The organism is Streptomyces sp. NBC_00443, assembly GCF_036014175.1.
Taxonomy (GTDB): domain Bacteria; phylum Actinomycetota; class Actinomycetes; order Streptomycetales; family Streptomycetaceae; genus Streptomyces.
The window spans coordinates 1,698,841-1,712,482 of the sequence record NZ_CP107917.1 but is presented as its reverse complement, the minus strand read 5'-3'; the positions used below and the strand labels follow the sequence as shown (position 1 = coordinate 1,712,482).

Below are 13,642 nucleotides of genomic sequence, written 5' to 3'. Positions count from 1 at the left end.
GTGTGCTGCGCGACGTGACTGCTGTTCGATACGTGACCCCCCTGCGGTCCGGCGGCTCCGTGCCCGGAGTCGTCGAGGCCGACGACCTCGGCACGTACGTCGTGAAGTTCACCGGCTCCGCGCAGGGCCGCAAGGCGCTGGTCGCCGAGGTGATCGTCGGTGAGCTGGCCCGCGCGCTGGGGCTGCGGTTCCCCGAGCTGGTGCTGGTGCACTTCGACCCGGCCGTCGCGGACAGCGAGCCGCACCAGGAGGTGCGGGAGCTGCACGCCGCCAGCGCGGGGGTCAACCTCGGCATGGACTTTCTGCCGGGCGCCCGGGACTTCACCCCGGAGGTCGCGAAGACCTTCCCGGTCGACCCGCTGGAGGCGGGCCGGATCGTCTGGCTGGACGCTCTGACCACGAACGTCGACCGCACGGTGCACAGCTCGAACCTGATGATCTGGCCCACGTTCGGCACGGTCCCGCCGCGCCTGTGGCTGATCGACCACGGGGCGGCCCTGGTCTTCCACCACCGCTGGGACGGCTCGGACCCGGGGAAGTCCTACGACTTCCGCCACCACGCCCTCGGCCACTACGCCCCTGACGTGCGCGCCGCGGACGCGGAGCTGGCGCCCAAGGTGAGTGAGGAACTGCTGCGCGGGATCGTGGCCGAGGTGCCTGACGCCTGGCTGGCGGACGAGCCCGGCTTCGAGACGCCCGACGCACTCCGCGAGGCTTACGTCGGCCACCTCCACGCACGCGTGCGGGCGTCCTCCGCCTGGCTCCCCACCGACTTCCCCACCCGGGAGGAACTCGCCGCCGAGCAGGCCCTACGGGCGGCGAAGTCACAGGAAGGCCGGCCGAAGTGGCTGAAGCAGGTCCCCGACCTGCACGGCAAGCCGGCCGCGGAACAGGATTGGTCGGTACACCTCGGATGACGGACATTTCCCCGGCAGGCGCCCGGCGCGTCGAGATCGAGTACTGCACCCAGTGCAGGTGGCTGCCCCGCGCCGCGTGGCTGGCGCAGGAGTTGCTGACGACCTTCGAGGCGGAGCTGTCCGAACTCGCCCTCAAGCCCGGCAAGGGCGGGATCTTCGTCGTCCGCGTCGGCGACGAGGTGGTCTGGGACCGCCGCGAACAGGGCTTCCCGGAACCGACGGCGGTCAAGCAGGCCGTACGCGACCGAGTGGCCCCGGGAAAGTCCCTGGGCCACTCGGACAAACCGGCTTCCTGAGGGCTCAGCCCGTCAGCTGCTCGTAGGCCGGCAGCGTCAGGAAGTCCGCGTAGTTCTCGTCGAGGGAGACCTCCAGGAGCAGGTCGTGGGCCTGCTGCCAGTGGCCGGCCGCGAAGGCCTCCTCGCCGATCTCGGCGCGGATGTTCGCCAGTTCCTCGGCGGCGACCTTGCGCGCCAGCTCGGGGGTGGCGTGCTCGCCGTTCTCGAACTCGACGCCCGCGTTGATCCACTGCCAGATCTGGGAGCGGGAGATCTCGGCGGTGGCCGCGTCCTCCATGAGGTTGAAGATGGCGACCGCGCCGAGGCCGCGCAGCCAGGCCTCGATGTAGCGGATGCCGACCTGGACGGCGTTGACCAGGCCCGGGTACGTCGGCTTGGCGTCCAGCGAGTCGATGGCGATCAGGTCGGCCGCCTGGACGGAGACGTCCTCGCGCAGGCGGTCCTTCTGGTTGGGCTTGTCGCCGAGGACCTTGTCGAAGGACTCCATCGCGATCGGGACCAGATCGGGGTGGGCGACCCAGGAGCCGTCGAAGCCGTCGCCGGCCTCACGGTCCTTGTCGGCGCGGACCTTCTCGAAGGCCACCTTGTTGACCTCGGCGTCGCGGCGGGACGGGATGAAGGCCGCCATGCCGCCGATCGCGTGCGCGCCGCGCTTGTGGCAGGTGCGGACGAGCAGTTCGGTGTACGCGCGCATGAACGGGGCCGTCATGGTGACCGCGTTGCGGTCCGGCAGGACGAACTTGGTGCCGCCGTCACGGAAGTTCTTGACGATGGAGAACAGGTAGTCCCAGCGGCCGGCGTTCAACCCGGAGGCGTGGTCGCGGAGTTCGTAGAGGATCTCCTCCATCTCGTACGCCGCCGTGATCGTCTCGATCAGGACGGTCGCGCGGACGGTGCCCTGCGGGATGCCGACGTAGTCCTGTGCGAAGACGAACACCTCGTTCCAGAGGCGGGCCTCCAGGTGCGACTCCGTCTTCGGGAGGTAGAAGTACGGGCCCTTGCCGAGGTCGAGCAGACGCTGGGCGTTGTGGAAGAAGTACAGGCCGAAGTCGACGAGGGCGCCGGGGACCTGCTCGCCGTCGATCTGCAGGTGACGCTCGTTCAGGTGCCAGCCGCGCGGGCGCATGACGACGGTAGCGAGCTCGTCGTTCGCGCGCAGGGCGTACGACTTGCCGGACTTCGGGTCGGTGAAGTCGATGTTCCGGGTGTACGCGTCGATCAGGTTGACCTGGCCGAGGACGACGTTCTCCCAGGTCGGCGCGGAGGCGTCCTCGAAGTCGGCCAGCCAGACCTTCGCGCCCGAGTTGAGGGCGTTGATGGTCATCTTGCGGTCGGTGGGGCCGGTGATCTCGACCCGGCGGTCCTGCAGCGCGGGCGGGCACGGGCCCACACTCCAGGAGTCGTCCGCGCGGACGGCGGCGGTCTGAGGGAGGAAGTCGAGTGTGGAGGTGCGGGCGATCTCGGCGCGGCGCTCCGCACGGCGGGCGAGGAGTTCGGCACGCCGGGGCGTGAACCGGCGGTGCAGCTCGGCCACGAAGGCGAGGGCCGCTTCCGTGAGGACCTCCTCCTGCCGGGGCAGGGGCTCGGCGTCGACGATGGCCAGCGGGGACGGCGCTGGTGCGGACATGAGCTGTCACTTCCTTCAGCGAACTACGGAGACGAGCGGTCGAGCTTTGGCACCGGGTGCCAGTCTTCCCGGATACCGCTGGGAGCGCCCGTGGAGCAGTCCAGGCGCTTCTGAACAGTGGATACTAGTTTCCTCATGGTGGAAGTTCAATGGTTTGTTGATGTCGAGATTCTCTGAGTCGAGGCAAGGTGGCTCTGGGTGCCACCGCCTTCACTCAAGGTGGGTGAGATCGGCCTCCGTGTCGATGTCGTACGGCCGGGCCACGTCCCCGCACTCGACGAGCCCGATCGCGTCCTCGTGCTCCCTCAGATAGGCGCGTGCCCCTCGATCGCCGGTCGCAGTCGCCGCGATGCCTGCCCAGTGGGCGGAGCCGAAGAGCACGGGATGCCCGCGTACACCGTCATAGGCGGCCGAGACGAGCGAGGCCTCGTCCTCGTAGCCGGCGAGCACGCGCGAGACCGCCTCCGGGCCGATGCCGGGCTGGTCGACGAGTGACACCAGCGCCGCCCGCGCGCCCGTGCCCGCGAGGGAGTCGAGCCCGGCGCGCAGGGAGGAGCCCATCCCCTCGGCCCAGTCCGGGTTCTCCACCAGGACGCAGTCGCCGAGTTCCGCCTGCTCCCGTACGGCGGCGGCCTGCGCTCCCAGCACCACGTGCACGCGGGCGCAGCCGGCCGCGCGCAGCACCCCGACCGCGTACTCGACGAGCGGTCGGCCATGGTGCCGGAGCAGGGCCTTGGGGCGTCCGCCGAGCCGCCGTCCGCCCCCGGCGGCGAGCAGCAGACCCGCGATCAGGGGGGCTTCCTTCTCAGTCATGTGTCCTGCATACCTGACGTCCGCAGGCGCGGCCCGTGCCGTTGGGCTGAATTTCGGTCCGGACGGTGGCGCGCCCGGCAGCGGTGGCGTTTACTGACCCGCGTCCCCGGCGCCCGACCACCGCCAGGGGCGCTCGACGGGGGATGGGTGACTACTGGCGCACTACGGCGTGCGAGGGGGAGCTTTGTTGCGGAGCTTGGGGCAGAGGCCGGTGACGGGCAGCGACGAGGATCTGAGGGTGGCGGGACTGCGGACGGCCGTGTCCCGTCTGCGCCGCGAACTCGCCGCGCACCCCGGCGAGTTCCCCGACCGGGGAATCGCCGAGGACGAACTTGCCGCGCTGGCCGCGATGACGATCGAGGGCGCCCCCGAAATCCCGCGCCTGCGCCGGTCGTTGCTGCTGATCGCGGGCGCGATCGGTTCGGTGAGCGCCTTGTCCCGGGGGCTGTCTGCCGTACGGGACGCGGTGGAGTTGTTCGGGGACCCGCCGCGTCGTTGAGTCCCCGGACTTGATCTAGGCGGTCGGCGTCGAGCTGGCCAGGGCCTCCGACAGTTCCGTCGCCACCTGCTGCAGCATCGGCACGATCTTGTCCGTCGCCGCCTCGGTCACCCGTCCGGCCGGGCCGGAGATGGAGATGGCCGCCGCGGTGGGGGAGTCGGGGACGGGTACGGCGAGGCAGCGGACGCCGACCTCCTGCTCGTTGTCGTCGATGGCGTAGCCGTTGCGCCGCACCTCCTCCAGGGCTGCGAGGAAGCCGTCCGGCGTGGTGATCGTCTTCTCCGTGGCGGCCGGCATGCCGGTGCGGGACAGCAGTGCCCGCACCTCCTCCGGCGGGAAGGAGGCGAGCAGCGCCTTTCCGACACCGGTGGAGTGCGGCAGCACGCGCCGGCCGACCTCGGTGAACATGCGCATGGAGTGCTTGGACGGCACCTGGGCGACGTACACGATCTCGTCGCCGTCGAGCAGAGCCATGTTCGCCGTCTCGCCGGTCTCCTGGACCAGCCGGGCGAGGTACGGGCGGGCCCAGGTGCCCAGCAGCCGGGATGCGGACTCGCCGAGGCGGATCAGGCGCGGGCCGAGGGCATAGCGGCGGTTGGGCTGCTGGCGTACGTAACCGCACGCCACGAGCGTGCGCATGAGGCGGTGGATGGTGGGCAGCGGCAGCCCGCTGCTCGCGGACAGCTCGCTCAGGCCGACCTCGCCGCCCGCGTCCGCCATCCGTTCCAGCAGGTCGAAGGCGCGCTCGAGGGACTGGACGCCACCATTGGAGCTGGACCTGGCGGAGTCGGTGGTGCTGGCGCTGGACGTCGGCACGGCGTTCCTTTCGGGACCGGTGGGAGCTCAGAAGCCTACCCGTCGGTCGGTTGACTCCCTGCTTGTACGTAGCTACGTTCTGCCTGCCGGAATTGTAATTCCGCTTTGTGGAAACGTCCAGAGAGTGTCGGGCGGGTGCACTGTGGAGAAGTGTGCCCTTGACGGCGCGGGAACGGGAGCGGAGACTCCTTCAACAGAAAGTTGAATTCCGTTACGCGGAAGTAAACGGCGGCAGAGAGGGGTCCGGGTGTCCGACGCTGAACTGGTGCTGCGCTCGACGCGCGTCATCACCCCGGAGGGGATACGGGCCGCCTCGGTCCTGGTCTCCGCCGGCAAGATCACGGCCGTACTCGGGTACGACGCCGAAGTCCCGTCCGGCGCCCGCCTGGAGGACCTCGGCGACGACGTCCTGCTGCCCGGCCTGGTCGACACGCACGTGCACGTCAACGACCCGGGCCGCACCGAGTGGGAGGGCTTCTGGACCGCCACGCGTGCCGCGGCGGCCGGCGGTATCACCACCCTCGTCGACATGCCGCTCAACTCCCTCCCGCCGACCACGACGGTTGACAACCTCCGCGTCAAGCAGGAGGTCGCCGCCGACAAGGCGCACATCGACGTCGGCTTCTGGGGCGGCGCCCTGCCCGGCAACGTCAAGGACCTGCGCCCGCTGCACGAGGCCGGAGTCTTCGGCTTCAAGGCCTTCCTGTCGCCGTCCGGCGTGGACGAGTTCCCGCACCTCGAGCGGGACCCGCTGGCCCGTGCCATGGCCGAGATCGCGGCGTTCGACGGCCTGCTCATCGTGCACGCCGAGGACCCGCACCTGCTCGCCTCCGCGCCGCAGCAGCCGGGACCCAGGTACGCCGACTTCCTGGCCTCCCGCCCCCGGGACGCCGAGGACACGGCCATCGCCCAGCTCATCCGCGAGGCGAAGGCCCTGCGCGCACGCGTGCACGTCCTGCACCTGTCCTCCAGCGACGCCCTGCCGCTGATCACCGAGGCGAAGGCGGACGGTCTCCGGATCACCGTCGAGACCTGCCCCCACTACCTGACCCTCACCGCCGAGGAAGTCCCGGACGGGGCCAGCGAGTTCAAGTGCTGCCCGCCGATCCGCGAGTCCGCCAACCAGGACCTGCTGTGGCAGGCGCTGGCCGACGGCACGATCGACTGCATCGTGACCGACCACTCCCCGTCCACGGCCGACCTGAAGACCGACGACTTCGCGACGGCCTGGGGCGGCATCTCCGGACTCCAGCTGAGCCTGGCAGCCGTATGGACCGAGGCGCGCGGGCGCGGGCACGGCCTGGAGGACGTGGTCCGCTGGATGTCCGCGCGGACCGCGGAGCTCGTCGGACTCGACGACCGCAAGGGCGCCATCGAGGCGGGCCGTGACGCCGACTTCGCCGTCCTCGCGCCCGACGAGACCTTCACCGTCGACCCGGCCGCCCTCCAGCACCGCAACCGCGTGACGGCGTACGCGGGCAAGACCCTGTACGGCGTCGTGAAGTCCACCTGGCTGCGCGGCGAACGCATCGTCGCGGACGGCGAGTTCACCGACCCGAAGGGGCGACTCCTCACCCGGACCAGCTGAATCCCACCCATCGATTTCGAAAGGCAGTCCTGATCACCGTGACGGCGCAGCATCAATCCGGTTTGGCCGGCTTCACCGGCGACGCGAACCCCTACGGCGGCGGCGACCCCTACGCCGACCACCGCACCGCCGACTTCCCGTTCACCCAGTACGCCAACCTCGCCGACCGAGGGCTGGGCGCCGGTGTCATCGCTGCCAACGACGAGTTCTTCGCCCAGCGGGAGAACCTTCTGCTGCCCGAGCGGGCCGAGTTCGACCCCGAGCACTTCGGGCACAAGGGCAAGATCATGGACGGCTGGGAGACCCGGCGGCGGCGCGGTGCCTCCGCCGAGCACCCGTGGCCGACGGCCGAGGACCACGACTGGGCGCTGGTGCGCCTCGGCGCGCCTGGGGTGATCCGCGGGATCGTCGTCGACACCGCCCACTTCCGCGGCAACTATCCGCAGGCGGTGTCCATCGAGGCCACGTCCGTGCCGGGTTCGCCGTCGCCGCAGGAGCTGCTGGCGGACGACGTGAAGTGGACGACGCTGGTGCCGCGCACGCCGGTGGGCGGGCATGCGGCGAACGGTTTCGCCATCGACGTCGAGCAGCGCTTCACCCACCTGCGCGTCAACCAGCACCCCGACGGCGGCATCGCGCGCCTGCGCGTGTACGGCGAGGTGGCGCCTGATCCGCAGTGGCTGGAGGTGCTCGGCACCTTCGACGTCGTCGCCCTGGAGCACGGCGGCCAGGTCGAGGACGCCTCCAACCTCTTCTACTCGCCCGCCACGAACACCATCCAGCCGGGCCGCTCCCGCAAGATGGACGACGGCTGGGAGACGCGCCGTCGCCGCGACCAGGGCAACGACTGGATCCGCTACCGCCTCGTCGCCCAGTCCCAGATCCGCGCGATCGAGATCGACACGGCGTATCTGAAGGGCAACAGCGCCGGCTGGGCCTCGGTCTCGGTGAAGGACGGCGAGGACGGTGAGTGGACGCAGATCCTGCCGCGCACCCGCCTCCAGCCCGACACGAACCACCGTTTCGTCCTGCCGAACCCCGCCGTGGGCACGCACGCGCGCGTGGACATCTTCCCGGACGGCGGCATCTCCCGTCTGCGGCTGCACGGCTCGCTGACGGAGCAGGGCGCGGCCGGCCTGGCGGCGCGGCACCAGGAGCTGGGCGGCTGACGCCGGTGGCGCACCGGGACTCCGGCACCGGTGTGCCTCGCTGTCCTTGACTGCCGGAGACGGCATCGGGCCCGGCCCCGGGTGGGGCCGGGCCCCGCAGGTGCTAGGCCGCGTGGCCGCCGTCCACCGCGAACTCCGTGCCCGTCACATAGTCCGCCCCCGCCAGGTACGCGACCATCGACGCCACCTCGTCGGCCGTGCCGAACCGGCCCAGGGCGGTCAGCGCCGCCTGGTCGGGTGCGTAGGGGCCGTCGGCCGGGTTCATGTCGGTGTCGATGGGACCCGGGTGGATGACGTTCGCCGTGATGCCGCGCGGGCCCAGCTCGCGTGCCAGGGCCTTCGTCAGGCCGATCAGGGCCGACTTGCTGGTCGCGTAGAGCGTTCCGCCGGGGCCCGGCACCCGCTGGACCATGCAGGAGCCGATCGTGATGATCCGGCCCCCGGCACTCATCCGTGCGGCCGCCGCCTGGGAGGTCAGGAAGACGCCCCGGACGTTCACCGCGAGGACCCGGTCCACGTCCGTGAGCGACAGTCCCTCCAGCGGACCCAGGACGCCGACGCCGGCGTTGTTCACCAGCACGTCCAGGCCGCCGAGCTCCTCCACCGTGCGCTCCACGGCGCCCGCCGCCTCGTCCGCGTCCGCGGAGTCCGCCCGCAGCGCCACGGCCCGCCGCCCCAGCGCCTCGACGGCCCGTACGACCTCCTCGGCGGCCTCCTTGCCGTTCACGTAGGTCACGGCGACGTCCGCGCCATCCCGGGCGAGCCGCAGCGCCGTGGCGGCGCCGATGCCGCGGCTGGCGCCGGTGATCAGGGCGACCTTGCCGTGCAGGGTTGCGGAAGTGGTTGTCAGGGGTGCATGCGTGGTTGTCATGGGTCCATCCCAGCGCCGCGCGGGCCGGAGTGCTGGCGGCGAACGGACACCGAGGTGCCGGGGAGGGTTCGGCGGAACACGGTCCAGCGATGAGTTGCGGGTGTCGGCGGGGTCTGAGGTGATGACAGCAGATCCCACCCCGGGAAGATCCCACCCCGGAGAACCGGAAAAGAGGCACTCCTCATGGGCAAGCTCGTTTCCACCCTCTTCGTCACCCTCGACGGCGTCTACCAGGCGCCCGGTGGCCCGGAGGAGGACACCCGCGGCGGCTTCGAGCACGGCGGCTGGAGCTTTCCGTACGCCGACGACGACTTCGGCCAGTTCATGAACGGGGTCTTCGCCCGCCCGGCCGCCTTCCTCCTCGGACGCCGTACGTACGACATCTTCGCCGCGTTCTGGCCGAAGGTGACCGACCCGGCCGACCCGGTCTCGTCCAAGCTGAACGCCCTGCCCAAGTACGTCCCGTCCGCCACGCTGACCGACCCCGCCTGGGCCGGCACCACCGTGCTGAGCGGCGACCTCGCCAAGGAGGTCACCGCCGTCAAGGAGCGCGTCGACGGCGAGCTCCAGGTCCACGGCAGCGGCGCTCTCGTCAGGTCGCTGCTGGCCCTCGGCCTCGTCGACACCCTCCACCTGCTGACCTTCCCCGTCGTGCTCGGCACGGGCCACCGCCTGTTCACGGAGGGCGCCGTGCCCACCGCGTTCACGCACAGCGGCGGCAGCGTCACGAGCACCGGTGTCGCCATCAACTCCTACGACCTGGCCGGTCGCCCCGAGTACGGCACGTTCGGACTCCCCGAGGAGGCCTGATCAGCCGCCTGCGGCGTGCTCGCACGACCTCTCATGGAGATCGGGTGAGGACGCCGGGGCGCACGTTAACTTCCCGAAAACTCATCGGACTTGCCGGGAAAATCTCCGCCCTTGACATTGACATGCCACTGTCTACGCGCGTCATCATGAAGCCATGAGATTCCCCCCACGAATCACTCGCATCGGCGCCGCGGCCGCCGTCCTGTCCGCCCTTCTCGTCGGCGGCACCGTCACTGCCACGCCGGCGGCCGCCGCGGTCGGCAGCATCTGCTACGGCGACCTGCCGTCGCAGGCGTACGACACGCTCGAACTGATCGAGCAGGGTGGCCCCTTCCCCTACGACCAGGACGGCACCGTCTTCCAGAACCGGGAAGGCATCCTGCCGAGCCAGTCGACCGGCTATTACCACGAGTACACGGTCATCACGCCTGGGTCCTCCAACCGCGGAGCTCGCCGGATCGTCACCGGTGAGGAGAACCAGGAGGACTACTACACGGCCGACCACTACGAGTCGTTCGACCTGATCAACTACGGCTGCTGACACCCCACGGTCACAGCCGGCGCCGAGGAACGGTGCCACCGGCCGGAGGTCCGGTCCGCGTTCACCCGGACTTCCGGCTCTCGGCGGCTGCGAACAGCGCGACCGCCAGCACGAGCAGGGCGATGCTCGCGTAGATCTCGAAGCCGTCCAGAAAGCCGAGCCCCCGCACGAGACCCCAGTCCTAGTCGGTGAACTCGTTCAGCAGGCCCATGACGCCCTGCGCCAGGGCGATGACCCCAAGGATCTGCAGCAACTGCTTCATGCCATGACTCTCGCCCCGCGGACCCCCCACGCCCATCGGCCGCGGGGCGAGCCATGGCCGACGGAAGTCCCTGTTCCGGATGGTCCGCCGCGACCAAGGTCGCCGATGCCGCGACTTTGGTCGTCGCTCCCGCCCGCAGGGACGCGCCGGGACCCGGCACTGCGTAGATTTGTCGACCGTGAGTGGTGACAAGCAGGTGCCCGCACCCCAGGCGTTCGAGGGGCGGCGCTGGCTGCTGCCCTCGGCCCTGATCAAGGAGTTCGACCCCGACCCCGAGCGCCCCGGGCGGCCCCGGCGCACCGCGCGGGACTGGGTGGTCGACTTCTCCTGCTTCCTGCTGGCCGTCATCATCGGTCTGCTGGCCGCCGACACGATCCGGGACGAGGACCTGCCCGCCGGATATGCCGTCTTCGACCAACTGGTCGGCGCGCTCTCCTGCGCCGCGGTGTGGCTGCGCCGCCGCTGGCCGGTCGCGCTCGCCGCCGTGATGGTCCCGGTCGCCCTCCTGTCCAGCACCGCGGGCGGCGCGAGCCTGGTCGCACTGTTCACCCTCGCCGTACACCGGCCCTTCCGGTACGTGGCCTGGGTCGCCGGGACATATGCGGTGCTGAACCCGCTGTACTTCCTGGTGCGTCCCGAGCCCGACATGCCCTACGGCTGGTCGGTCGTCCTGGCTTCGCTGCTGACGGTCGCGGTGGTCGGCTGGGGCATGCTCGCGCGGTCCAAACGCCAGCTCCTGCTGAGCCTGCGCGACCGCGCCCGGCGCGCCGAGAACGAGGCGCGGCTGCGGGCCGAGCAGGCGCAGCGGCTCGCACGCGAGGCCATCGCCCGGGAGATGCACGACGTCCTCGCGCACCGGCTGACGCTGCTCAGCGTGCACGCCGGCGCCCTGGAGTTCCGGCCCGACGCACCTCGCGAGGAGATCGCGCGGGCGGCCGGCGTCATCCGGGAGAGCGCCCACGAGGCCCTGCAGGACCTGCGGGAGATCATCGGCGTGCTGCGGGCGGCCGAGCCCGACGACTCCGGCCGGCCGCAGCCGACCCTCGCGGCGCTGGAGGCGCTGGCCACCGAGTCCCGCGAGGCCGGTATGAAGGTCACCCTCGACCAGCGCGTCACCGACCCTGCCGCTGTCCCCGCCTCCGTCGGCCGCACCGCCTACCGCATCGCCCAGGAGGGCCTGACCAACGCCCGCAAGCACGCGCCCGGCACCGAGGTCACGGTGACGGTGACCGGCGCACCGGGCGAGAGCCTCGCCGTATCGGTACGCAACCCGGCGCCCGAGGGCGAGGTGCCGCATGTACCCGGCTCCGGACAGGGCCTGATCGGACTGACGGAACGGGCCACGCTGACCGGTGGCCGACTGGAGCACGGGCCCACCGGTGACGGCGGGTTCGAGGTACGGGCCTGGCTGCCGTGGGGGTGAGGGCCGTCGGAACCGGAGCGGGCAGCTCAACGGCCGCCCCGGTGTGCGCCGTCCGTCCCCTCCACGCCGTACAACCGTGATTACGTAAGGCACATGACTGCGATCAGACTCCTCCTCGTCGACGACGACCCGTTGGTCAGGGCCGGGCTGTCCTTCATGCTGGGCGGCGCCGACGACATCGAGATCGTCGGTGAGGCGGCCGACGGCTCCGAGGTCGAGGCACTGGTCGACCGCTCTCGGCCGGACGTGGTCCTGATGGACATCCGGATGCCGTCGGTCGACGGACTCACCGCCACGGAGCGGCTGCGCAGCAGGAAGGACGCGCCGCAGGTCGTGCTGCTGACCACGTTCCATGCCGACGATCAGGTGCTGCGCGCCCTGCGCGCGGGCGCCGCCGGTTTCGTGCTCAAGGACACGCCGCCCGCCGAGATCGTCGACGCGGTGCGCCGGGTCGCGGCCGGCGATCCGGTCCTGTCGCCCACCGTCACACGCCAGTTGATGGCCCACGCGGCCGGCACCGCCGCCGACACCCGCCGCTCACACGCGCGGGAGCGGCTCACCGCCCTCAACGACCGCGAGCGCGAGGTCGCCGTCGCGGTGGGCCGGGGGCTGTCCAACGCTGACATCGCCGCGGAGCTCTTCATGAGCGTCGCCACCGTCAAGACCCATGTCTCCCGCGTCCTGGCCAAGCTGGACCTCAACAACCGTGTGCAGATCGCCCTGTTGGCTTACGACGCGGGACTTCTGGAGGAACTGGAGGACGACGGGCACTAGAGCGGGCTCCCACGCGTTGGCGAAGTGTGGGAGGGGGAGTGTCATGGCGGAAGTGATCGATCTGGGGGAGTTCGGACCGGGGTTTCGCGAGAACCCGCATCCGGTGTACGCCCGTCTGCGTGAGAGAGGCCCGGTCCACCGGGTCCGGCTGCCCGAGTGGCAGTCCGAGGTGTGGCTCGTCGTCGGACACAAGGAGGCGCGCGCGGCGCTCGCCGACGAGCGGCTGTCCAAGGACGGCGCCAAGGTCGGCATGAAGTCGCTCGACGAGGAGATGATCGGGAAGAACCTGCTGGACGCCGATCCGCCTCAGCACACCAGGCTGCGCAGTCTCATCTCGCGCGCCTTCACCATGCGCCGTGTGGAGGAGCTGCGGCCGAGGATCCAGCAGATCACCGACGACCTGCTCGACGTCATGCTGCCCCCGGGCCGCGCCGACCTCGTGGACTCCCTCGCCTACCCGCTGCCGCTCACCGTCATCTGCGAACTGCTCGGCGTGCCCGAGATGGACCGCGTGGCGTTCCGCGAGATGTCGACGGAGGCGGTCGCGCCCACCAGCCCGGGCAAGGAGGTCGAGGCCTTCGGCCGCCTCGGCGAGTACTTCACCGACCTGATCGAGGACAAGAGGTGCGCCGGCCCCAGCGGTGACCTGCTGAGCGACCTGATCCGCACCACGGCAGAGGACGGCGACCGGCTCTCCCCGGACGAACTGCGGGGGATGGCCTTCATCCTGCTGATCGCCGGCCACGAGACGACGGTCAACCTCATCACCAGCGGCGTGCACGCGCTGCTCACCCACCCCGGTCAACTCGCCGCCCTGCGCGCCGACATGACGCTCCTCGACGGTGCGGTCGAGGAGATGCTGCGCCACGAGGGCCCGGTGGAGACGGCGACGTTCCGGTACGCCACCGAGCCGCTGGAGATCGCCGGCAGCCACATCGACGAGGGCGAGCCGGTGATGGTCGGCCTGACCGCGGCCAACCGGGACGCGGGCCGCTATGCCGCTCCCGACACCTTCGACATCCGCCGCGACGCCCGCGGCCACGTCGCCTTCGGACACGGCATCCACTACTGCCTGGGCGCCCCGCTGGCCCGCCTGGAGGCCCGCACGGCGATCCGGTCCCTGCTGGAGCGCGCTCCCGGCCTGGCACTCGACGGCACGCCCGGGGAGTGGCTGCCGGGGATGCTGATGCGGGGGATGCGCAGTCTGCCGGTGCGCTGGTAGTGGGACGGTCGGCG

General features: G+C 71.0%; 14 protein-coding genes and 1 pseudogene. 10 read left to right on the top strand and 5 right to left on the bottom strand.

The window, feature by feature from the left end; translation table 11 throughout:
* The first annotated feature begins 2 nt into the window (after window positions 1–2).
* Complete coding sequence (locus tag OHO27_RS07745) at window positions 3–917, top strand: HipA family kinase (RefSeq protein ID WP_328421601.1); 915 nt, start codon at window positions 3–5, stop codon at window positions 915–917.
* Window positions 914–1,213, top strand: a complete 300-nt coding sequence (locus tag OHO27_RS07740; RefSeq protein WP_328421599.1) for a SelT/SelW/SelH family protein — start codon at window positions 914–916, stop codon at window positions 1,211–1,213. Before OHO27_RS07745 ends, OHO27_RS07740 begins: the two co-directional genes overlap by 4 nt.
* 4 nt (window positions 1,214–1,217) lie before the next feature.
* Here the strand turns inward: OHO27_RS07740 and aceB are convergent, their stop codons facing one another.
* Both aceB and OHO27_RS07730 read right to left on the bottom strand, forming a co-directional pair.
* Window positions 1,218–2,840, bottom strand: a complete 1,623-nt coding sequence (aceB, locus tag OHO27_RS07735; RefSeq protein ID WP_328421597.1) for a malate synthase A — start codon at window positions 2,838–2,840, stop codon at window positions 1,218–1,220.
* A 210-nt stretch (window positions 2,841–3,050) separates the two neighbouring features.
* A complete protein-coding gene (locus OHO27_RS07730; RefSeq protein WP_328421595.1) occupies window positions 3,051–3,653 on the bottom strand; it encodes a nucleotidyltransferase family protein in 603 nt (200 codons plus the stop codon).
* 211 nt (window positions 3,654–3,864) lie between these two features.
* Between OHO27_RS07730 and OHO27_RS07725 the strand changes: the two genes are divergently transcribed.
* A complete protein-coding gene (locus OHO27_RS07725) occupies window positions 3,865–4,152 on the top strand; it encodes a DUF5955 family protein (RefSeq protein WP_328421593.1) in 288 nt (95 codons plus the stop codon).
* 15 nt (window positions 4,153–4,167) lie between these two features.
* Here OHO27_RS07725 and OHO27_RS07720 read toward each other — a convergent pair whose 3' ends face one another.
* Window positions 4,168–4,968, bottom strand: a complete 801-nt coding sequence (locus tag OHO27_RS07720) for an IclR family transcriptional regulator (RefSeq protein WP_328421591.1) — start codon at window positions 4,966–4,968, stop codon at window positions 4,168–4,170.
* Between the two features lie 247 nt (window positions 4,969–5,215).
* Here OHO27_RS07720 and allB point away from each other — a divergent pair, with 247 nt between their 5' ends.
* Window positions 5,216–6,556, top strand: a complete 1,341-nt coding sequence (gene allB, locus OHO27_RS07715; RefSeq protein WP_328421589.1) for an allantoinase AllB — start codon at window positions 5,216–5,218, stop codon at window positions 6,554–6,556.
* A 38-nt stretch (window positions 6,557–6,594) separates the two neighbouring features.
* A complete protein-coding gene (gene alc / locus OHO27_RS07710) occupies window positions 6,595–7,725 on the top strand; it encodes an allantoicase (RefSeq protein ID WP_328421587.1) in 1,131 nt (376 codons plus the stop codon).
* Between the two features lie 103 nt (window positions 7,726–7,828).
* Here alc and OHO27_RS07705 read toward each other — a convergent pair whose 3' ends face one another.
* Window positions 7,829–8,596, bottom strand: coding sequence for a 3-oxoacyl-ACP reductase family protein (locus OHO27_RS07705; RefSeq protein ID WP_328421585.1), 768 nt, complete (start codon window positions 8,594–8,596; stop codon window positions 7,829–7,831).
* A 183-nt stretch (window positions 8,597–8,779) separates the two neighbouring features.
* On the opposite strand from OHO27_RS07705, the gene OHO27_RS07700 reads away from it, so the two are divergent.
* Both OHO27_RS07700 and OHO27_RS07695 read left to right on the top strand, forming a co-directional pair.
* Window positions 8,780–9,406 (top strand): dihydrofolate reductase family protein, encoded by a 627-nt coding sequence (locus OHO27_RS07700; RefSeq protein WP_328421582.1) that lies wholly within the window; start codon window positions 8,780–8,782, stop codon window positions 9,404–9,406.
* 154 nt (window positions 9,407–9,560) lie between these two features.
* A complete protein-coding gene (locus OHO27_RS07695) occupies window positions 9,561–9,947 on the top strand; it encodes a ribonuclease domain-containing protein (protein ID WP_328421580.1) in 387 nt (128 codons plus the stop codon).
* 61 nt (window positions 9,948–10,008) lie between these two features.
* Here the strand turns inward: OHO27_RS07695 and OHO27_RS07690 are convergent.
* Window positions 10,009–10,209: pseudogene (locus OHO27_RS07690) on the bottom strand (hypothetical protein).
* A gap of 178 nt (window positions 10,210–10,387) precedes the next feature.
* Here OHO27_RS07690 and OHO27_RS07685 point away from each other — a divergent pair.
* From OHO27_RS07685 to OHO27_RS07675, 3 genes are all read left to right on the top strand, one after another.
* Window positions 10,388–11,632, top strand: coding sequence for a sensor histidine kinase (locus tag OHO27_RS07685; protein ID WP_328421578.1), 1,245 nt, complete (start codon window positions 10,388–10,390; stop codon window positions 11,630–11,632).
* Window positions 11,633–11,725: 93 nt separating this feature from the next.
* Window positions 11,726–12,406, top strand: a complete 681-nt coding sequence (locus OHO27_RS07680) for a response regulator transcription factor (protein ID WP_328421576.1) — start codon at window positions 11,726–11,728, stop codon at window positions 12,404–12,406.
* A gap of 43 nt (window positions 12,407–12,449) precedes the next feature.
* A complete protein-coding gene (locus tag OHO27_RS07675) occupies window positions 12,450–13,628 on the top strand; it encodes a cytochrome P450 family protein (protein WP_328421574.1) in 1,179 nt (392 codons plus the stop codon).
* Window positions 13,629–13,642 lie beyond the last annotated feature (14 nt).

Excerpts from the sequence above, each read along its gene's own strand:
- OHO27_RS07730 (WP_328421595.1), bottom strand. The coding sequence starts at position 3,653 with ATGACTGAGAAGGAAGCCCCCCTGATCGCGGGTCTGCTGCTCGCCGCC.
- aceB (WP_328421597.1), bottom strand. The coding sequence starts at position 2,840 with ATGTCCGCACCAGCGCCGTCCCCGCTGGCCATCGTCGACGCCGAGCCC.
- OHO27_RS07675 (WP_328421574.1), top strand. The coding sequence starts at position 12,450 with ATGGCGGAAGTGATCGATCTGGGGGAGTTCGGACCGGGGTTTCGCGAG.
- OHO27_RS07695 (WP_328421580.1), top strand. The coding sequence starts at position 9,561 with ATGAGATTCCCCCCACGAATCACTCGCATCGGCGCCGCGGCCGCCGTC.
- OHO27_RS07740 (WP_328421599.1), top strand. The coding sequence starts at position 914 with ATGACGGACATTTCCCCGGCAGGCGCCCGGCGCGTCGAGATCGAGTAC.
- OHO27_RS07680 (WP_328421576.1), top strand. The coding sequence starts at position 11,726 with ATGACTGCGATCAGACTCCTCCTCGTCGACGACGACCCGTTGGTCAGG.
- OHO27_RS07700 (WP_328421582.1), top strand. The coding sequence starts at position 8,780 with ATGGGCAAGCTCGTTTCCACCCTCTTCGTCACCCTCGACGGCGTCTAC.
- OHO27_RS07705 (WP_328421585.1), bottom strand. The coding sequence starts at position 8,596 with ATGACAACCACGCATGCACCCCTGACAACCACTTCCGCAACCCTGCAC.